Genomic DNA, 19,954 nt, shown 5'->3' with positions numbered 1-19,954 from the left:
TCTCCCCCCGGCCGCCCGGCCGGGGGTTTTCCGCCCGTTCTAGTGGTGCAGCATCTCATCAACGATCTGTTCTTTATGCAGCGCATACGGATAATAGGTCGGCCAGTTATCCATCTCTTTCAGCAACGCCTCCTGTGATTCATTGCCCATGAAAATATGGAAATGCTGTGATTTACGCGGGTCAATGATATGGTCGCTGAATTGCACAAATTTCGGCGCGTTGGCATCGCCCTGCTGGCACTCGAACAGATAACGCACGCCCTTCTTACCGGAGGCGTAATGCAGAATTTTATAGCCTGAATAGCGGTATTTGCAGCTATTGACGGTCTGGCCAACGTGGAACTCAATCACGTCATCTTCAATGCCAATCTGCTCCACATCGGTGGCGTAGCCCTTCTTATAATAGGCGCGATACTCCTCCACGCTCTTGCCGCCGGGCTTTTTCGCCTTCTGCTCCAGCACCGGATCGAGATCGCCGTTGAGCAGATACGGGTTCACCGACTGCCAGACGCCCTCCCAGTCGCTCAGCGCGCGGTCCTGCACATCTTTATCCGCAAAAATGCCTTCGCTGGCCTGACGCTCCACTTCGGTTAACGCCGGGCCATGGCTATGGTTGCCGTGGGCGAACGCCTGGGCGCTGGCTAAAGCCATGCCGAATCCTAAGGCCAGCAGGGGGATCTTTCTGGTCATTACTCTCTCCTGAGTTTGCTATCAATGGCGACAAATTGTTACGATATAACATATCTTATCTGGGAGGCAAGAGCGACAGGCAAGCGCTTTTACCGCTGGAATAATGTCCGGTATGATGAAAAGGGTGATGCGCTGAACGGAAGAATGATGGACAACGATATCAATCAACTTATTGATGCATTGCTAAAAAAGCAGACCAGCCTCGGCCGGGTTTATTTCGCCGGCGAGACGCGCTCGCCTGCTGAGCCGGTGGTGCAGGTGGATTTTCCCCGTCTGAATATCCTCCTCGATGGGCAGTTGCCCGACCAGGCGCTCGGCGATAACGCCCCGCTCCTTGAGGCCCATGACGTGCTCTATATCCCTGGCGATAGCTGGAACTGCCCGCAGTGGCAAGCGCCTTGCCTGCTGTTAAGCATCCTGTTCGCTAAGCAGCAGCTGGAGTGCTCGCTGCAGCACTGGAATGGCAAGGCGATAACTGTTGTCGACAAGCGGCAGGCGCTGCGCCGCGGGCCGCGCGTCGGATCATTTCTGCTGCAGGCGCTCAATGAACTCCGGATGCAACCGCAGGAGCAGCAAACCGCCCGCAGCATCGTCGTCAGCCTGCTCAGCCACTGCCATGATCTTCTCGGCAGCCAGGCGCAAACCTCCTCGCGCAGCCAGGCGTTGTTCGAAGCGATCCGCCAATATATGGACATCCATTATGCGGAACCGCTGAGCCGGGAATCGGTGGCCCAGGCGTTCTACCTCTCTCCCAACTATCTTTCCCATCTGTTCCAGAAATGTGGGCCAATGGGCTTCAATGAATATCTAAACCATATTCGTCTCGAACAGGCCCGTATGCTGCTGAAGGGCCACGATATGAAAGTGAAAGACATCGCCCACGCCTGCGGCTTCGCCGACAGCAACTACTTCTGCCGCCTGTTCCGCAAAACTACGGAACGCTCGCCGTCTGAATACCGCCGCCAGTACCATAGCCAGCTGACGGAAAAAGCATCCCCGGTAAAAAACTAGATTTTTGTGTGTTAAACCTGACTTTTGTGCGCGCTATAGTTACCTCCCATCCCAGCCAGCACCGATAAATGTGATCTAAATCATCCTTAATCACGATGCGTACATTTATCCAGTTTTTGGCAAATTTGTCATCTGGCGATCCTTCGAACGAAAGCCGTATGCTTACCTCAACGACAGCACCGAATTAAGCATTGAGGAAAACACAATGGAACTCTATCTGGATACCGCCAACGTCGCCGAAGTGGAACGCCTGGCCCGCATCTACCCGCTGGCCGGGGTAACCACCAACCCGAGCATTATCGCCGCCGGTAAAGTCCCGGTCTGGGATGTGCTGCCGCGCCTGCAAAAAGCCGTCGGTCCGAAGGGCACCCTCTTCGCGCAGACCATGAGCCGCGACGCGCAGGGCATGGTGGAAGAGGCCAAACGTCTGAGCAATTCCGTGCCGGGCATTGTGGTCAAAATCCCGGTCACCGCCGAAGGGCTCGCCGCTATCAAACTGCTGAAGAAAGAAGGCATCCCGACCCTTGGCACCGCCGTCTACAGCGCTTCGCAAGGCCTGCTGGCCGCGCTGGCCGGCGCAAAGTACGTCGCGCCTTACGTTAACCGCGTCGACGCCCAGGGCGGGGACGGCATCCGCATGGTGCAGGAGCTGCAATCCCTGCTGGAAATGCATGCGCCCGAGAGCAAAGTTCTGGCGGCAAGCTTCAAAACGCCACGCCAGGCGCTGGATTGTCTGCTGGCTGGCTGCGAAGCAATCACCCTTCCACTAGATGTAGCGCAACAAATGCTCGGCACCCCTGCGGTAGAGTCAGCCATAGAGAAGTTTGAACAAGACTGGAATAACGCCTTTGGCACGCTGAATCTGTAACCGGATCCGCGAGCCGCCTGCGGGCGGCGTCACGGTCATCGAGGAGGAATCGAAATGGATCGCATTATTCAATCACCAGGCAAATATATCCAGGGCGCAGGCGCCATCAAGCGCCTCGGCGACTATCTGAAACCGCTGGCCGAGCGCTGGCTGGTGGTCGGTGATAAGTTCGTCCTGGGGTTTGCGGAAGAGATGCTGCGTAAAAGCCTGGCCGACGCTGGCCTGGCGGCCGAAATCGCGCCGTTTGGCGGTGAGTGTTCGCATAATGAAATCAACCGCCTACGCGATATCGCCGGCAACGCGAAGTGCACCGCCGTGCTGGGGATCGGCGGTGGCAAAACCCTGGATACCGCGAAAGCGCTGGCCCACTTTATGAATGTGCCGGTGGCGATCGCCCCCACCATCGCCTCCACCGATGCGCCGTGCAGCGCGCTGTCGGTGATATACACCGACGAAGGGGAATTCGACAGCTACCTGATGCTGCCGCGCAACCCCAACATGGTCATTGTCGATACGCAGATCGTTGCCGGCGCGCCGGCCCGCCTGCTGGCCGCCGGGATTGGCGATGCGCTGGCTACCTGGTTCGAAGCCCGCGCCTGCTCCCGTAGCGGCGCCACCACCATGGCGGGCGGGAAGTGCACCCAGGCGGCGCTGGCGCTGGCCGAGCTATGCTACAACACCTTACTCGAAGAGGGTGAAAAAGCGATGCTGGCCGCCGAACAGCACGTGGTCACCCCGGCGCTGGAGCGGGTGGTGGAAGCCAACACCTATCTGAGCGGCGTGGGTTTCGAAAGCGGTGGTCTCGCGGCGGCGCACGCGATTCATAACGGCATGACGGCCATCCCTGACGCCCATCACTATTATCACGGGGAAAAAGTGGCGTTCGGAACCCTGACGCAGCTGGTGCTGGAAAATGCGCCGGTGGACGAAATAGAGACCGTCGCCGCGCTGTGCCACAGCGTTGGGCTGCCGATCACCCTGGCGCAGCTGGATATCAAAGGTGATATCCCGACCAAAATGCGTCTGGTGGCGGAAGCCGCCTGCGCTGAAGGCGAAACCATTCACAATATGCCGGGCGGCGTTGATTCCGACCAGGTCTACGCCGCGCTGCTGGTGGCCGACCAGTATGGTCAGCGCTTCCTGCAGGAATGGGAATAAACCAGAGCAAAACACCCGGCGACAGCCGGGTGTTTTTTATGCATCTCTGCAGGCCGGAGCAGGCTATGCCCCTCGTCTCTTGATACTGATCATCGCCAACGCCAGTACTATCAACGCAATGCCACAACCTTCCACCTTTCCTGGATTTTCATGTAGTGGCCACCAGGAAAATAGCACGCCACAGACCGGTACGGCCAGCGTACTCAGACCGGCTATACTTGCCGGTAAATTACGCAGTACAAAAAGCCACAGACTCCAGGCCAGCGCCGTTGCAAGGATTGCGCTGTAAGCCAGGGCCCAGAAAACGTCGGGCTGCCAGTCTACCGCTCGTTGCGGGACGAGCCAGGCCACTACGCTCATTACTACGGCGGCATATAGCATCTGCCATGTCGTTAGTGCCAGCAAATCAACCTGCGGATACCGGGTATACATACGCTTCGCGACGATCGCACCTGCCCCCCAGCTCACGCCGGAGAGGATCGCCAGCAAGGCGCTTTTCAGGGAGGTAAAATCGAGTTGCCAAGGCTGAAGTACGAGTATCAGGCCCACGCATGCCACCCCGATGGCGATATACTGCCATCGCCGCATGCGCTCACCTAAGAATAACGCGGCCATCACCACTACCCAGAATGGCATGGTATAACTCAGGATCGCCACTTTACCGGCGCCACCGCTCATTAGCGCCCACTGTGCCAGACCGACCATGCCGCAGGTTTGCAATAACGCGATCGCCAGGGTGTAGCCGAAAGGCGTCGGCTTGAGCGCTTTACCGCGGATCAACATCACTATCCATAGCACCACGGCGCCAAAAATACAGCGCAGCGCCGTGAAGTCAAAAGCGCCGATATAGCTCGTCACTTGCTTCATCGCGATCCAGCTAAAGCTCCAGATCAGCGTTAATAACGCCAAACCGCCAAACGCCAGTGGATCGCTCTTCCTTGCCATTGCATAACCCATCCCTGTCAATTATCAGGCTGGCACTATACGCGCTTTATCTTCTGCTCTCCCCTGACCTGTATCAGCGTTTTGGGCAAAAAAAAGCGATGGCGAATACCGGCTTCGCCATCGCACTAAACGTTAATGAAAACTCAGGCCGGGCGTACGCCCAGCGTATGGCAGATGGCGTAGCTCATCTCGGCGCGGTTCAGGGTGTAGAAGTGGAAATCCTTGACCCCTTCCCGGCTTAAGATCTTCACCATGTCCATGGCGATATTCGCCCCCACCAGTTGACGGGTTTCGGCGTCGTTATCCAGCCCTTCGAACATTTTTGACATCCACACCGGGATACGGACATTGGTCATATCCGCAAACTTTTTCGCCTGTTTAAAGTTGGAGACCGGCAGGATACCGGGAATGATTTCCACGTCGATGCCTGCCGAGACGCAGCGATCGCGAAAACGCAGGTAGCTTTCCACATCGAAGAAGAACTGGGTGATCGCGCGGTTGGCCCCTGCTTCTACTTTGCGTTTCAGGTTCAGTAAATCCGCCTGCGCGCTTTTCGCCTCCGGATGCACTTCCGGATACGCGGCGACAGAGATATCAAAATCGCCTACCTCTTTCAGCAACGTCACCAGATCGGCGGCGTACATATCCGGTTTACCGCTGCCCGGCGGCAGGTCGCCGCGCAGGGCGACGATATGGCGGATACCGTTGTTCCAGTAATCCTGAGCGATAGTGCGCAACTCATCGCGGCTGGCATCGATACAGGTCAGGTGCGGCGCTGCTTCCAGACCAGTTCGCTCTTTAATGCCTTTGATGATGCTGTGGGTGCGATCGCGCTCGCCAGAGTTCGCGCCATAGGTTACCGAAACAAACTTCGGTTTCAGACTGCTCAGGCGATCGATGGATTTCCACAGGGTTTGCTCCATTTCACTGGTGCGCGGCGGAAAGAATTCAAAAGACACATTAATCTGGCCCTGGACTTCCGCCAGGCTCTGATTCAGGGCTTCCCGCTGATTGGCGTGAAAAAAGCTCATACCTTACCTCATCAATCGCATGTAATGGCTGTTATATTGCGAACTTCTATACGTTTAGACGTCCAGATGTAAAAATGACGGAAAAGCGCGCGGGCGTCAATAGAAAAATCTGCGTAAAGAGTGAGGAATAGGTCACCTACATGAAAAAATTTCATCTTCCGATCACCTGGCCACGCACAGGAAGCGGCTCGGTGGGCAATATAAGGTGGCTCGCGAGTCAGCCTGAGACTAGCCAGTCGCCAGAATGCCATCCAGCAGAGAAAGCCATTGCTGCACGGACTCTGCCTGGTGAGGCGGATAAATCACCCCAAGGCTTAACGGCATCGCGTCGCCCTCAGCCACCGGGCAGAACGCCACCCCCTGACGCTGAATCGCGGAAAAGGACGCCGGCAGCAGGATCATGCCTTCCCCGCGCGCAATACGCGCCAGCAGCACATCATGCTCGGCCGGCTCTTCCACATACGTCGGGGCATAGCCAGCCCGGTCGAAAATGCGGCGCGTGTAGTCAAAGAAACCAGGATTACGCTCGCGTTTAAACCAGAACAGCGGCCGATGATTGAGCGCGCTTAACGTCAGCCCTGGCCTGCCGGCTTCCGGCCAGGAGGCCGGTAATGCCGCAATGAGCGGCTCATGATACGGCAATGGGTGCAGGTGCAGCCCTTCAGTATTGAGCGGCAGCGCGACCAGCGCCGCATCGAGTTTGCCTTTGCGTACCTGCTGAGCCAGCGCCGGTGAGGCGTGGCGGGTGATATGCAACGCGCGGGTATGTTCGCTCAGCGCAGCCTCAACGGCGGCGAAAATGCCCTGTTCGAAGGCCGTCGTCACGCCCAGACGTAGAGCCTGCGGCGAGTGAACGGCGAGCTCACTCAATGCCGCCAGCGTGCGTTCCTGGAGCGCCAGCAGAGGTTGAATCATCTCCAGCACCTCTTTACCCGCGTCGGTCAGGATCAGGCCTTTGCTATGGCGCTGAAACAGCGTCACCCCCAGCTGCGCTTCCAGATGGCGGATATGGCGGGTCAGCGGCGGCTGCGAGATAAATAACCGCTGCGCCGCCCGGCTGATGTTATTTTCCTCCGCTACCACGGCAAAGGCGCGCAGCAGGCGAATATCCAGAGAATGTAATCTTGAAGTTGTCATACTGAAAAGGTATCACGAAAAGGGTATTACTCAAGTCCGGCACACTTCCCTACCCTTCCTCTTAACGCACCATCACAGAGAGGGAAAAACGATGTCCAGCGAACGTTATATCATCGGTCAGGAAATGCTTCAGCGGGTGGATGGTAAGGGCGGGGAAGCTGTCGTCGACAGCCTGCGGGATATCGCCCCCGATTTCGCCCGCTATCTGATTGAGTTCCCCTTCGGCGATATTTACGCCAGGCCAGGGCTCGATTTACGCAGCCGGGAAATCGCCACCATCGCCGCGCTCACGGCGTTGGGTAACGCCGAGCCACAGCTGAAAGTACACATTGCCGCGGGATTAAACGTCGGCCTGACGCAAGAGGAGATTACGGAAGCGATCATGCAGATGGCAGTCTATGCCGGATTCCCGGCGGCCCTCAACGGCCTGTTTGCCGCCAGGGCGGTATTTGCGGCCCACTGATCGCTTAAGGCCGGGCTGACTGCCCGGCCTTAAAAACTTATTTCTTCACATCGACAACGCGCTGCCCGTTAAGCTGCTCATCCGTTATCTTTTGCCCGGCTTTGAAATAGTCTACGACCGCATTTGAAACGTAATAGCCGCCGGAGGTATTACGCGCCTGCCCCTCGGTAAACGCGACAAAACCATCGCCGCCATCTGCAAGGAAGCTGTTGGTGGCAATATGGTAAACCGTCGTATCGTCAATCGGTTTACCGTTTAGCCTGAATAACACAACGCGCTGGCCCACAGGTTTGCTGCTGTCATACATCATTTCCAGTCCCCGGGAGACCTGCAGCACGCCGTTGCTCAACCCGGCGCCATGCTCCATCAGGCTACGCAACTGCTTCCCGGTTAGATCCATGGTGACCAGCTCGTTGGGAAATGGGAAGGTGCTGATAACGGCGCCCATGCTCACCGCCCCGGCGGGGATCTCATTCCGGATCCCGCCCGAGTTGGTTAACGCCATCTGCGTACTCCTACCTGCTGCCAACAGCAAGGCGTCAGCGGCAAGATTGCCCAACGGCGAAGAGATGCCATACGCACGGGTCAGTTCAACGGGCGATTGTGTAATGACCTGCTGCACCAGTTGATCAAGTTGCTTATTCCAGCCGTCGATGACCTGTTTTGTCTGCGGATCAGGCTTCCACTCATCGGCATAAAGCGTCTTCAGCTCAAAGTGCTTCACCGTGAATTGGTGCGGTTTCTCCTGATAATCCAGCACCAGTTTACCCACATCGATGCCGCCGCTATCGGTAGAAAGGATCAACGTATTACCCACTTTAATGGGCTCCGGTGTGCCAACGTGAGCATGGCCGGTAATTAAAACGTCCAGGCTTTTCACCTGACCCGCAGTCTGAATATCTTTATCCAGCGCACGACGCACATCGGTTCCCCCCTGGCTCGACTGACGCGCCGGGACGCCTTCATGGATCAGGGCCACGGTCAGATCCACTTTACCGTTAAGTTCATCGATATAATGCTGTAGCCATTTCACCTCATCGCGCGCTTCGATACCCACTCGCGTCGCGGCAGAAACGGTGTCATTAAAAGCAAACACGCCGTGCAGGCCAATCACGCCAATTTTCACGCCATCTTTTTCGATAATGGTATAGGGCTTATCCCAGAACGATTTATCGCTGTTCTGATAAAAAATATTGCCCTGAACAATCGGGAATGTCGCCTGGCTAAGCTGAAGCAACGTATTATCCCAGCCGTGATCGAACTCATGATTACCGATAGTCACCGCATCGTAGGACATCGTATTCATAATATCGATTATCGCTTTGCCCTTCGTCAGGCTACTGATGTAAGGCCCGGAAAAATAATCTCCGGCATCAAAAAACCAGGTCGCGTTATTTTTCGCTTTTTCCTGTTTCACCATCGTCGTGATATTCGCCCAACCGCCAATATCTCGTTTACCATCCGCAATCCATGGCACTTTATAAGGTTCGACATGGGCATGAAGATCGTTGGTATAAATTATGGTGACATCTTTGGCGCAGGCCCAGAAAGGCAAAGTTAACAGAAGTGCTGCGCTCATTGTTTTTAGTTTCATCGGAGTTCCTTTCAGAGTGATAAAGAACCGCTAAGTTACGTTCTGAAAGACTTTTTTATGTGAGAGCATTCACAGTTGTATGCAACCTGAGCAGGACAAAATTAACGACCTGTAAAAATCGTTGGTATTGACCTGCCAGTGGATACTCTCTTTACCATTAACGCCTGTAAAACTTTTGGCTGCCGCAATTTAGGTTTACCGTCTGCGGCTGAGTATCATTTCCCGAATTTTCGGCTGGGCTACCCGGCGCTCTACTGCGCAGCCTGCGGCAGCTATCCCCCCCTGTTTAACGAACGGGAATTCCGCCCCTGGCTGGCGGCTTATCTGACGGATCATGCCCGCCGCTACGGCTATTTTTGCCCGGTATGCTATCAGCGGGATATTATTCGCTACGGCCGCAATCCGCAGGGTACGCAACGCCTTCAGTGCCGCCACTGTAAAAAGGTCTGGACGCCAAAATTCCCACACATCGCCCCAATTGAAGCCCCACGACGTATTTGCAGCGTACCGTTGATAGCGCTATTCCAGGGTAATGCCGCCGGGCAAAAGCTCTATTTTTTATTAAGCTTTGATGCCGTGCGCGGTAATGTTATTCATCTTACCTCTAATTTCACTCCTTTCGCGGTAGGCGAATCATTACGCTATCACTGGCGCGGCGGACAAGCCGACAGGGAGGAGACTGACGATATTATTCAACGTATTTCTCTCACTGAAATGCGCTTTTTACAACGCAGTCAGTTCGATGAAATCCAGTACGGCAGCGCAATGCAAAAGCGCCATGCCCGCGGCAATATATTGCGCCCGGTTATCGCCGCGCACGGTCATTTCAAACTGCTCAGCCAGCGGTTTCCAGAGGTGAAAACGCACGTTATTGCGCATGAATGCTTTTTACGCGGCGCGGCGATCGTTGCCTGGGCGCCGCTTTTTCGTCAGCGGCAAGGCGATCTATGGTATGTGGAAGAAGAGATAAGGAACCCAGCCAGCCCGGCTCCGTGGCAGCTACAGGGGAAAACCCATCATGGCTGGTGGCAAAATTCATGGCAGCGTTGGACGCAGGAAGAGAATCAGAAAATGGTCTGCCGGCTTGCCGGCACTGCAGAAGAGAACGCCTTTCTACCAGACCTTGCGGCCAGCCGACGGTTTACAATATGGCTGAAAAACAGACCCGCGTTTGCGCAGAGCGCCCTGTATTCCGCAGGGCGCGTAACGCAAATAGTGGTCTCACTGGTTCAAGAGTATAACGCGACGCTTACAGCAGCTGCGCCAGGCGGTTAATATCCGACTGGATCGCCCCGGCGGTCACATCGCGCCCGGCGCCTGGCCCGCGGATCACCAGCGGGTTATCGCGATACCAGCGGCTTTCGATGGCAAACACGTTATCGCACGGCAGCAGCGCCGCCAGCGGGTGCTCTTCGCGTACCGCTTCCACACCGACGCGTGCTTTGCCGTTGGCATCAAAGCGCGCCACGTAGCGGAGCACCAGTCCCATCTCGCGGGCCGCTTCCAGACGCTGCAGCATCTGCTCGTTCAACTCTTCGCCATTCTCAAAGAAGTGATCGACCGACCCCTCTTCACAGTGCGCCGGCACCAGTGATTCCACACGCACCTGATCCGGTTCGATGTCATAGCCCGCTTCCCGCGCGAGGATCACCAGCTTACGCATCACATCCTTACCGGACAGATCGACGCGCGGATCCGGCTCGGTCAGCCCCTGCTGCCACGCCTGATCCACCAGGTCGGTGAACGGCACGGTGCCATCGAACTGCAGGAACAGCCAGGAGAGCGTTCCCGAGAAGATACCGCTCAGGCCGAGAATAGTATCGCCGCTGTCGATCAGGTCGCGCACCGTATGGTTCACCGGCAAGCCGGCGCCCACGGTGGCGTTATATAGCCAGTGGCGCCCCGTCTTCTCAAACGCGTCGTGGATCTGACGATATTTATCACTGCTGCTGGCGCCCGCCAGCTTGTTGGCGCTAATGACGTGGAAGCCATGGCTGGCAAAATCAAGATACTGGTCGGCCAGCTGTTCGCTGGCGGTGACGTCCAGCACCACTAAATCATCATACGGGTGCGCGCGCATCCACAGGAACAGCGACTCTTCATCCTGCTCCACCGCTTCATCGTTGAAGAAAGCCAGCGCCCGGCTGGCATCCAGCCCGTCGTAATTCAGCAGGCTGCGTTTACTGTCGACTACGCCGGCGAGAATAAACTCGAAACCGGTACGCGCCGAGAGCGTAGTTTGTTCACGGGCGAAAAGCTCCAGCCAGCGGGAACCAATGTTCCCTTTGCCGAACAGCATCAGGCCAATACGCTTTTCGGCGCGAAACAAGGACTGATGCAGCCCCTGGATCAGGCTTTCCGTCGGCCCGGCGCGTAGCACCGCCACCAGGCTGATCCCCTCTTCAGACTGCCAGGTGAACTCCACCGGCTGCCCTTTGAGCTGCTGCCAGAAACGGTGGCAGTGCAGCGGGTTACGGGTGACTCCCGCGCCCACCATCGCCACCAGCGCCAGCTTCTGACGCAGACGCAGCTCGCCCGGCAGACCGGCTTCATCGAGCAATTTCAGCGCGCTGTCGGCCACCTCGGAGGTATAGCAGAACTGCAGCAGCTTACGGTCGGCATGGACGCCAACGGCTAACGGGCGCAGCTGGGCGCGTTTGAGCAGAGCGTCCAGCTCTTTATGCGCCAGTTTGAAATCGTGACCGGCCGGCACCTGGAACTCCACCAGGCAGACGTCGTCATGGCTGGTGACAATCCGTGCGCCGGTACCGGAGGCCAGCACGCGCTCAATGCGCGTGGAACCCTGTTCCGGCGTGTAGCTGCAGCGTAACTGCAGATCGATATCACTGGCGGAAACCGGCTGTAGCGTGCGGGCATGGAGCACCGGCGCGGCCAGGCGCGCCAGCTCGCTGGCTTCGTCCAGACGCAGCAGCGGCAGCAGGCAGGCGTCTTTCACCTTGCGCGGATCCGCGCTGTACACCCCGGCAACGTCACTCCAGATAGTGACCCGGGAGGCGCCCGCCAGCGCGCCGATCTGGGTGGCAGAGTAGTCAGACCCGTTACGGCCCAGCAGGACGGTTTCGCCGGCCTGGTTGCGGGAGATAAAGCCGGTCACCACCAGACGTTTGTTAGGATGCTGCGCCATCAGCTGCTGCAGCAGTGGGTAAGATAATCCCTCATCCACCTGCGGCTGCGCGGCGCGTTCCGCGCGCAGGAACGCGCGCGCGTCCAGCCAGGCGGCTTCCATACCCAGCTGGTTGAGAACCGCCGCCATCAGGCGCGCGGACCACACTTCCCCATGGCCGACCACTTCCGCATAGACCGCTTCGGAAACCCCGCCGTCCAGCAGACCAGCCAGACGCTCAAGGTCGTGGATAAAGGCGGCTATCAACGTATCCGCCGCCGCAGGCTCCAGCAGACCGCCAATCAGCTCGGTGTGATAGCGGCGAAGCGACTGCTGAACCTGATGCGCAGCAAGGCGATCGCTCTGGCTAAGCTTAAGCCAGCTGATCAGCTGGTTGGTGGTGCTGCCAGCGGCGGAGACGACCATCATATCCCCCGCCTGCGAATACTCCTTCATGATCCCCGCGACGCGCAGGTAACATTTCGCATCCGCTAAACTACTCCCACCAAATTTGTGCAGCTGACGACCCTTCGCCCCTGCCTGCGCAATCACACTCATCTTTATTCCTCGTTTGCTGCCCGGAAGCCATTTTCCAGGTCGGCAATTAAATCTTCACCATCTTCAATACCGGTCGATATACGCAGGAGCGTTTCTGAAATTCCGGCGGCGGCACGCGCTTCAGGCGCCATGCCGGCATGCGTCATCGTTGCCGCATGGGAAATCAGGCTTTCAACGCCCCCCAGCGATTCCGCCAGTGTAAACAGCGACAGCCCGCTCAGAAAACGGCGCAGCGTCTGCTCGTCACCGTCAAGCTCGAAGCTTAACATTGCGCCAAAACCTTTTTGCTGACGCGCCGCAATTTCATGCCCCTGGTTTTCCGGCAGCGATGGATGATACAGCTTTTTCACCAGCGGCTGGGTTTTCAGATACTCAACGATCGCCAGGGCATTTCGCTGCGCCACTTCCATCCGTGGAGACAGCGTCCGCAGCCCGCGCAACAGCAGATAGCTGTCGAAGGCGCTGCCGGTGACGCCAATATTATTCGCCCACCATGCCAGTTCGGTGACAGTTGTTGGATCTTTGGCAATCACCACCCCGGCCACCACATCGGAGTGACCATTGAGGTATTTGGTACAGGAATGCAGCACCAGATCGGCGCCCAGCGCCAGCGGGTTTTGCAACGCCGGGCTCAGGAAGGTGTTGTCCACCACGCTAATTGCCCCGGCCTCACGCGCCAGACCACAGATTTTCGCAATATCCACCACCCGCAGCAATGGATTACTTGGGCTTTCCACCAACACCAGCTTCGGTTTTTCCGCCAGCGCCGCCCGCAGCGCCTGCTCATCGCTTTGATCGACAAACTGGACGCGATAGCAGCCGCGCTTCGCCAGGCTGTCGAACAGACGGTAGCTGCCGCCGTAGCAGTCGTGCGGCGCCACCAGCAGATCGCCCGGTTTAAGGAACACCGTCGTCACCAGCAGGATCGCCGACATTCCGGTATTGGTCAGCACCGCGCCGGCGCCGCCCTCCAGCTCCGCTAAGGCGCGCTGCACCACATCGCGCGTCGGATTGCCACGACGGGAGTAGTCGTGGGCGCGCGGTTCATTAAAGCCGGTGAAGTTATAGGTACTGGAGAGGTGAATCGGCGGGACAACGCAACCGTACTGCTCGTCGTCATTTAAACCGCTACGCACTGCGATGGTGGCCTGTTTACGCGTCATGTTGGGAAGTTCCTGGGCTGAATCGGTGAAAAGTCAGGCTCCAGAGTAATCATTGTCACAATAGACGTCAATACATCTGGACATCTAAACTTCTTTGCGTATAGATTGAGCAAAGTGCAAATAGCCGTTAAAATTATATGCATTAGCGCACGTCGTCGGCGGCTTATCTCATGTCAGAAAGCCCGCGCATACGGTAAACTACGCGCAATTATAGCCCGGGCGGAATATTCTGGCCCTTCACTAATAAACAGAGGATTAAGGTATCTCATGGCTGAATGGAGCGGCGAATATATCAGCCCATACGCTGAGCACGGTAAGAAGAGTGAACAAGTAAAGAAAATTACGGTTTCCATTCCTCTGAAGGTGTTAAAAATCCTCACCGATGAACGCACGCGTCGTCAGGTGAATAACCTGCGTCACGCGACCAACAGCGAGCTGCTGTGCGAAGCGTTTCTGCATGCCTTTACCGGACAACCGTTGCCTAACGATGAAGACCTGCGTAAAGAGCGCAGCGATGAGATCCCGGAAGCGGCGAAAGCGATTATGCGTGAACTGGGAATCGACCCGGATACGTGGGAATACTGAGACGATAAAAAGGGCGGAATAATCTTCCGCCCTTTTTTCTTTCCCGCCCAGGCAGGCGGGAGAGACAAAAAAGCCGCCCTGAGGCGGCTTCTTCTGGCAACTTACTTGCTGCCCGGGATGCTGAAGCGCTTGTTGAAGCGGTCAACACGGCCACCGGTAGCAACATCACGCTGTTTGCCGGTGAAGAACGGGTGGCATTTGCCGCACACGTCGAGGTTCAGGTCGTGACCAACGGTGGAGCGGATTTTCATGACATTACCGCAAGAACAGGTAGCAGTAATTTCGTCGTAATTTGGGTGAATACCTTTTTTCATGGGAGAACCTCAGTTAAGGCCGCGTCGCTCTTCCAGCCCTAACGCCAGACACCACGCGATATTAGTAATTTCCCGTCGCCTTCTACGCTGCTGACAGCGTGAAGCACGCGGTAATGGTCAATCTTCAATGCGATATAAAGCGCATCAAAGGCGGCGAATCATACAGAATTTGACCAGCATATGCAAACTGATCCGCGCCGCCTTATCGTAATGTGTATACTATCCCGCCAGATTTCAAGTCAGGAAGATGACATGTCCGTCGCCCACGTTGCCCTACCCGTTCCGCTACCGCGCACTTTTGACTACCTGCTGCCTGAAGGCATGGCGGTCAAAGCGGGCTGTCGGGTGCGGGTGCCGTTCGGCAAACAGGAGCGGATCGGCATTGTCGCGGCGGTGAGCGAGCGCAGCGAACTGCCGCTGGATGAGCTAAAACCGGTCGCCGAAGCGCTGGACAACGAGCCGGTCTTCTCCACGACTGTCTGGCGACTGCTGATGTGGGCGGCTGAGTATTACCATCACCCGATCGGCGATGTGCTGTTCCATGCATTACCCGTTATGCTGCGCCAGGGCAAACCCGCCAGCGCCACGCCGCTGTGGTACTGGTTCGCCACCGAGCAGGGGCAGGTTGTCGACCTTAACGGTCTGAAACGCTCCCGGAAGCAGCAGCAGGCGCTGGCGGCGCTGCGCCAGGGCAAAATCTGGCGTCATCAGGTTGGCGAACTGGAATTCAATGAAGCGGCGCTGCAGGCGCTGCGCGGCAAAGGGCTGGCGGAACTGGCCTGCGAAGCGCCCGCCCTCACCGACTGGCGCAGCGCGTATTCGGTTGCCGGCGAACGCCTGCGCCTGAATACCGAGCAGGCCACCGCCGTCGGGGCGATCCACAGCGCCGCCGATCGTTTCTCCGCCTGGCTGCTGGCGGGTATTACCGGCTCCGGGAAAACGGAAGTCTATTTGAGCGTGCTGGAGAATGTGCTGGCGCAGGGGCGCCAGGCGCTGGTGATGGTGCCGGAGATCGGCCTGACGCCGCAAACCATCGCCCGATTTCGCCAGCGCTTTAACGCGCCGGTGGAAGTGCTGCACTCCGGGCTCAATGACAGCGAACGTCTCTCGGCCTGGCTGAAGGCGAAAAATGGCGAAGCGGCCATTGTGATCGGCACCCGCTCCTCGCTGTTTACCCCATTTAAAGATCTCGGCGTCATCGTCATCGACGAAGAGCATGACAGCTCCTACAAGCAGCAGGAAGGCTGGCGCTACCATGCCCGCGACCTGGCGGTATGGCGCGCCCACAGCGAGCAGATCCCGATAATTCTCGGCTCGGCGACGCCGGCGCTGGAGACTCTGCATAACGTCCGCCAGGGTAAATACCGCCAGTTAACCTTAAGCAAACGCGCGGGCAATGCGCGCCCGGCCCAGCAGCACGTGCTCGATCTCAAAGGGCAACCGCTGCAGGCGGGCCTGTCTCCCGCGCTGATTAGCCGTATGCGCCAGCACCTGCAAGCGGATAACCAGGTGATCCTGTTTCTTAACCGCCGCGGCTTTGCGCCAGCGCTGCTGTGCCACGATTGCGGCTGGATAGCGGAATGCCCGCGCTGCGACAGTTACTATACGTTGCACCAGGCGCAGCACCATCTGCGCTGCCACCATTGCGACAGCCAGCGCCCGATCCCGCGCCAGTGTCCTTCCTGCGGCTCCACGCATCTGGTGCCGGTAGGGATCGGCACCGAGCAGCTGGAGCAGGCCCTGGCGCCGCTGTTCCCTGAGGTGCCTATCTCGCGTATCGACCGCGATACCACCAGCCGCAAAGGAGCGCTGGAGGAGCATCTCGCCGCCGTCCATCGCGGCGGGGCGCGTATTCTGATTGGCACCCAAATGCTGGCCAAAGGGCACCACTTCCCGGACGTCACTCTCGTCTCCCTACTGGATGTCGACGGGGCGCTGTTTTCCGCTGATTTCCGCTCCGCAGAGCGTTTCGCTCAGCTTTATACCCAGGTCTCCGGACGAGCGGGCCGGGCAGGAAAACAGGGCGAGGTCATTCTTCAAACCCACCATCCGGAACACCCTCTACTGCAGACCCTGCTGTATAAAGGCTACGACGCCTTTGCCGAACAGGCGCTGGCAGAGCGGCAGACGATGCAGCTGCCGCCGTGGACCAGCCATGTGCTGATTCGTGCGGAAGACCATAACAACCAGCAGGCGCCGCTGTTTTTACAACAGCTGCGCAATCTGCTGCAGGCCAGCCCGCTGGCCGACGAAAAGCTATGGGTGCTCGGTCCGGTTCCGGCGCTGGCGCCAAAGCGCGGCGGCCGCTGGCGCTGGCAAATATTGCTGCAGCATCCTTCGCGGGTGCGTCTGCAACATATCGTTAGCGGTACGCTGGCGCTGATCAATACGCTTCCGGAGGCGAGAAAAGTGAAGTGGGTGCTGGATGTCGATCCGATTGAAGGATAAGCCTTCTCTTGCGAGCCGGATCGAAAAATTTAACAAGCATCACGTTTTTCATGAAAATTCTGTAACTCACTGCCGCGACTATCTGATAAAAATGATGCAGCAGTTAGCGCCCAAGGGAAATGCCAGCGCCATTCAGCGAGGAGAAACCAGGTGAAGCCCAAAAAACAAGTGGTTGCCGCCACCATGAAAGACGTCGCCCTCAAGGCAAACGTTTCCACGGCAACCGTGTCCCGAGCGTTGATGAACCCTGATAAGGTGTCGCAAGCCACCCGTAACCGGGTCGAGCAGGCGGCGCTGGAAGTCGGCTATTTACCGCAGTCGCTCGGACGCAATATGAAGCGCAACGAATCGCGGACGATCCTCGTGATCGTCCCGGATATCTGCGATCCCTTCTTTAGTGAAGTGATCCGCGGTATTGAAGTCACTGCCGCCGAGCACGGCTATCTGGTGTTAATCGGCGATTGCGCCCACCAGAATCAGAAAGAAAAAACCTTTATCGACCTTATCATCACCAAGCAGATCGACGGCATGGTGCTGCTCAGCTCGCGCCTGCCGTTTGACGCCAGCGTGGAAGAGCAGCGCAATTTGCCGCCAATGGTCATGTCGAATGAGTTTGCGCCGGAGCTGGAGCTGCCCACCGTCCATATCGATAACCTGACGGCGGCCTTTAACGCGGTAAATTATCTCCACGAGCTGGGACATCAGCGTATCGGCTGTATCGCCGGCCCGGAAGATATGCCGTTGTGCCATTATCGCCTGCAGGGTTATGTGCAGGCGCTGCGCCGCAGCGGTATCACCGTCGATCCGCACTATATTGCTCGCGGCAACTTTACCTTCGAAGCCGGCGCCAATGCGCTGGAGCAGCTGCTGGCGCAGCCGGTGCCGCCCACGGCGGTCTTTTGCCATAGCGATGTGATGGCGCTGGGCGCCTTATCGCTGGCAAAACGTCGCGGTCTGAAAGTGCCGGACGACCTGTCAATTGTCGGCTTCGATAACATCGCGTTGTCTGAATTTTGCGATCCGCCGTTGACCACGGTTTCACAGCCACGGTTTGATATCGGCCGTGAAGGAATGCTGCTATTACTGGAGCAAATGCAGGGGCATAACGTGAACAGCGGCTCGCGTCTGCTCGATTGCGAACTGATTGTTCGCGGCAGTACGCAAAAAATCAGACGATAACCATCAGGCTTTCGGGCCTGCTCTTCTGGTCAAAGGCCCGCCGCTTAAGTAACATGGCGGGCTGACGAACGAATATAAGACAGCGAAACGATAGTGGCACAACGAGATTATGTACGCCGCAGCCAACCGGCTTCTTCGCGGCGCAAAAAGAGCACGACCCGAAGCTCAAGGAATAAGCAAAGCAGCCTTCCGGCGATTTCACCGGCGATGGTGGCGATCGCGGCGGCTGTGCTGGTGGCCTTTATCGGTGGCCTCTATTTCATTACGCATCATAAGAAAGAAGAAGCGGAAGCGATGCAAAATCGCCAGGCCGCCGGCAACGGCTTGCCGCCCAAACCGGAAGAGCGCTGGCGCTATATTAAAGAGCTGGAAAGCCGCCAGCCTGGCGTCCGCGCGCCGACCGAACCGACCGCCGGTGGCGAAGTCATGAAACCGGAACAGCTGACCGACGAGCAGCGCCAGCTGCTCGCCCAGATGCAGGCCGATATGCGCCAGCAGCCGACCCAGCTGACCGAAGTGCCGTGGAACGAACAAACGCCGGCGCAGCGCCAGCAGACGCTTCAGCGTCAGCGTTTAGCGCAGCAACAGCAGCAGGCGCAGCAGCAACAGTGGGCGCAGACTCAGGCGCAGACCGTCCAACAGCAGCCGCCGCGCGTTCAGCAGCCGAAGCCGGTTCAGCAGCAACAACCGAAGCAGACCGCGTCAAACCAGCAGCCGTACCAGGATCTGCTGCAGACGCCAGCGCATACCAATACCACGCAGCCGCGTACCCAGGCCGCGGCGCCGGTAACTCGGGTGGAAGAAGCGCCGAAAACCACCGCCGAGAAGAAAGACGATCGTAGCTGGATGATCCAGTGCGGCTCTTTTAAAGGCGCCGAGCAGGCCGAAACCGTCCGCGCTCAGCTGGCTTTCGAAGGGTTTGCTTCGCACATTACCACTAACAACGGCTGGAACCGCGTGGTTATTGGCCCGTTGAAAGGCAAAGAAAGCGCCAACGAGATGATCACCCGCCTGAAGATGGCTGGACACGCGAACTGCATTCGTCTCGCCGCCAGGGGTTGAAACCCTCAAAATCCCCCCCATCTATAATTGCATTCGGCCCCGCGGACAGCGCGGGGCCCCTGTTCCGCTTTTGCAACCAAGGGGTCTGCTCGTGACTACAATTGTAAGTGTTCGCCGTAACGGCCATGTTGTTATTGCCGGTGATGGCCAGGCCACGCTGGGCAACACCGTGATGAAGGGCAATGTGAAGAAAGTGCGTCGTCTGTACAACGACAAAGTGATTGCCGGTTTCGCTGGCGGCACCGCCGACGCCTTCACGCTGTTCGAACTGTTTGAACGTAAACTGGAAATGCACCAGGGCCATCTGGTGAAGGCCGCCGTTGAGCTGGCCAAAGACTGGCGAACTGACCGGATGTTGCGCAAACTGGAAGCGCTGCTGGCCGTCGCGGACGAAAACGCGTCGCTTATCATCACCGGTAACGGTGACGTGGTACAGCCGGAAAACGATTTGATTGCTATCGGCTCCGGCGGTCCTTACGCCCAGGCCGCGGCCCGCGCGCTGTTGGAAAATACCGATATGGGCGCGCGCGACATCGCCGAGAAAGCGTTGGATATTGCAGGTGATATCTGCATCTATACCAACCATTTCCACACCATCGAAGAATTACCTTCTAAAGCGTAAGG

Annotated in this window: 19 protein-coding genes; 10 read left to right on the top strand and 9 right to left on the bottom strand. The window is 57.6% G+C overall.

Annotated elements, in window-relative coordinates; all coding sequences use genetic code 11:
- Positions 1-39: 39 nt before the first annotated feature.
- Positions 40-690 carry a metal-binding protein ZinT gene (locus KPHS_00970; protein ID YP_005224397.1) on the bottom strand — a complete coding sequence of 217 codons (651 nt, stop codon included), beginning with the start codon at positions 688-690 and terminating at the stop codon, positions 40-42.
- A gap of 24 nt (positions 691-714) precedes the next feature.
- Here KPHS_00970 and KPHS_00960 point away from each other — a divergent pair, with 24 nt between their 5' ends.
- The 3 genes from KPHS_00960 to KPHS_00940 all read left to right on the top strand — a co-directional run bounded on the left by KPHS_00960 (position 715) and on the right by KPHS_00940 (position 3,727).
- Positions 715-1,701, top strand: coding sequence for a helix-turn-helix transcriptional regulator (locus tag KPHS_00960; protein YP_005224396.1), 987 nt, complete (start codon positions 715-717; stop codon positions 1,699-1,701).
- Positions 1,702-1,906: 205 nt separating this feature from the next.
- A complete protein-coding gene (locus tag KPHS_00950) occupies positions 1,907-2,569 on the top strand; it encodes a fructose-6-phosphate aldolase (protein YP_005224395.1) in 663 nt (220 codons plus the stop codon).
- A gap of 54 nt (positions 2,570-2,623) precedes the next feature.
- Positions 2,624-3,727, top strand: coding sequence for a glycerol dehydrogenase (locus tag KPHS_00940; RefSeq protein YP_005224394.1), 1,104 nt, complete (start codon positions 2,624-2,626; stop codon positions 3,725-3,727).
- A gap of 63 nt (positions 3,728-3,790) precedes the next feature.
- Here the strand turns inward: KPHS_00940 and KPHS_00930 are convergent, their stop codons facing one another.
- The 3 genes from KPHS_00930 to KPHS_00910 all read right to left on the bottom strand — a co-directional run bounded on the left by KPHS_00930 (position 3,791) and on the right by KPHS_00910 (position 6,840).
- Positions 3,791-4,672 (bottom strand): DMT family transporter, encoded by an 882-nt coding sequence (locus KPHS_00930; RefSeq protein ID YP_005224393.1) that lies wholly within the window; start codon positions 4,670-4,672, stop codon positions 3,791-3,793.
- 143 nt (positions 4,673-4,815) lie between these two features.
- Complete coding sequence (locus tag KPHS_00920) at positions 4,816-5,703, bottom strand: 5,10-methylenetetrahydrofolate reductase (protein YP_005224392.1); 888 nt, start codon at positions 5,701-5,703, stop codon at positions 4,816-4,818.
- A gap of 228 nt (positions 5,704-5,931) precedes the next feature.
- The gene (locus KPHS_00910; RefSeq protein ID YP_005224391.1) at positions 5,932-6,840 is read right to left on the bottom strand and encodes a putative LysR-family transcriptional regulator; all 909 of its coding nucleotides are present in this window, start codon (positions 6,838-6,840) and stop codon (positions 5,932-5,934) included.
- Positions 6,841-6,931: 91 nt separating this feature from the next.
- Here KPHS_00910 and KPHS_00900 point away from each other — a divergent pair, with 91 nt between their 5' ends.
- Positions 6,932-7,303, top strand: coding sequence for a putative gamma-carboxymuconolactone decarboxylase subunit (locus tag KPHS_00900; RefSeq protein ID YP_005224390.1), 372 nt, complete (start codon positions 6,932-6,934; stop codon positions 7,301-7,303).
- 37 nt (positions 7,304-7,340) lie between these two features.
- On the opposite strand, the gene KPHS_00890 is transcribed toward KPHS_00900, so the two are convergent.
- Complete coding sequence (locus KPHS_00890) at positions 7,341-8,897, bottom strand: bifunctional metallophosphatase/5'-nucleotidase (protein ID YP_005224389.1); 1,557 nt, start codon at positions 8,895-8,897, stop codon at positions 7,341-7,343.
- Positions 8,898-9,035: 138 nt separating this feature from the next.
- On the opposite strand from KPHS_00890, the gene KPHS_00880 reads away from it, so the two are divergent.
- Positions 9,036-10,172, top strand: coding sequence for a hypothetical protein (locus KPHS_00880; protein YP_005224388.1), 1,137 nt, complete (start codon positions 9,036-9,038; stop codon positions 10,170-10,172).
- On the opposite strand, the gene KPHS_00870 is transcribed toward KPHS_00880, so the two are convergent.
- Both KPHS_00870 and KPHS_00860 read right to left on the bottom strand, forming a co-directional pair.
- Positions 10,147-12,579 carry a bifunctional aspartate kinase II/homoserine dehydrogenase II gene (locus KPHS_00870; protein ID YP_005224387.1) on the bottom strand — a complete coding sequence of 811 codons (2,433 nt, stop codon included), beginning with the start codon at positions 12,577-12,579 and terminating at the stop codon, positions 10,147-10,149. The two genes, KPHS_00880 and KPHS_00870, sit on opposite strands and share 26 nt — an antisense overlap.
- Positions 12,580-12,581: 2 nt before the next feature.
- Entirely contained in the window at positions 12,582-13,742 is a 1,161-nt protein-coding gene (locus KPHS_00860) for a cystathionine beta-lyase (RefSeq protein ID YP_005224386.1), read from the bottom strand.
- 267 nt (positions 13,743-14,009) lie between these two features.
- Here KPHS_00860 and KPHS_00850 point away from each other — a divergent pair, with 267 nt between their 5' ends.
- Entirely contained in the window at positions 14,010-14,327 is a 318-nt protein-coding gene (locus tag KPHS_00850; protein YP_005224385.1) for a transcriptional repressor for methionine biosynthesis, read from the top strand.
- 101 nt (positions 14,328-14,428) lie between these two features.
- Here KPHS_00850 and KPHS_00840 read toward each other — a convergent pair whose 3' ends face one another.
- Positions 14,429-14,578, bottom strand: coding sequence for a 50S ribosomal protein L31 (locus tag KPHS_00840; RefSeq protein ID YP_005224384.1), 150 nt, complete (start codon positions 14,576-14,578; stop codon positions 14,429-14,431).
- Between the two features lie 315 nt (positions 14,579-14,893).
- On the opposite strand from KPHS_00840, the gene KPHS_00830 reads away from it, so the two are divergent.
- The gene (locus KPHS_00830) at positions 14,894-17,089 is read left to right on the top strand and encodes a primosome assembly protein PriA (protein YP_005224383.1); all 2,196 of its coding nucleotides are present in this window, start codon (positions 14,894-14,896) and stop codon (positions 17,087-17,089) included.
- Positions 17,090-17,118: 29 nt separating this feature from the next.
- Here KPHS_00830 and KPHS_00820 read toward each other — a convergent pair whose 3' ends face one another.
- Complete coding sequence (locus tag KPHS_00820; RefSeq protein ID YP_005224382.1) at positions 17,119-17,250, bottom strand: hypothetical protein; 132 nt, start codon at positions 17,248-17,250, stop codon at positions 17,119-17,121.
- On the opposite strand from KPHS_00820, the gene KPHS_00810 reads away from it, so the two are divergent.
- From KPHS_00810 to KPHS_00790, 3 genes are all read left to right on the top strand, one after another.
- Positions 17,240-18,268 carry a DNA-binding transcriptional dual regulator gene (locus KPHS_00810; RefSeq protein ID YP_005224381.1) on the top strand — a complete coding sequence of 343 codons (1,029 nt, stop codon included), beginning with the start codon at positions 17,240-17,242 and terminating at the stop codon, positions 18,266-18,268. The two genes, KPHS_00820 and KPHS_00810, sit on opposite strands and share 11 nt — an antisense overlap.
- A 207-nt stretch (positions 18,269-18,475) precedes the next feature.
- Positions 18,476-19,330, top strand: coding sequence for an essential cell division protein (locus tag KPHS_00800; RefSeq protein ID YP_005224380.1), 855 nt, complete (start codon positions 18,476-18,478; stop codon positions 19,328-19,330).
- Between the two features lie 91 nt (positions 19,331-19,421).
- Positions 19,422-19,952 (top strand): ATP-dependent protease peptidase subunit, encoded by a 531-nt coding sequence (locus KPHS_00790; protein YP_005224379.1) that lies wholly within the window; start codon positions 19,422-19,424, stop codon positions 19,950-19,952.
- Positions 19,953-19,954 lie beyond the last annotated feature (2 nt).

This window comes from Klebsiella pneumoniae subsp. pneumoniae HS11286 (assembly GCF_000240185.1).
Taxonomy (GTDB): Bacteria; Pseudomonadota; Gammaproteobacteria; order Enterobacterales; family Enterobacteriaceae; genus Klebsiella; species Klebsiella pneumoniae.
Note: the sequence above shows the minus strand (reverse complement) of the source record. Positions and strands in the feature narration are given on the sequence as shown.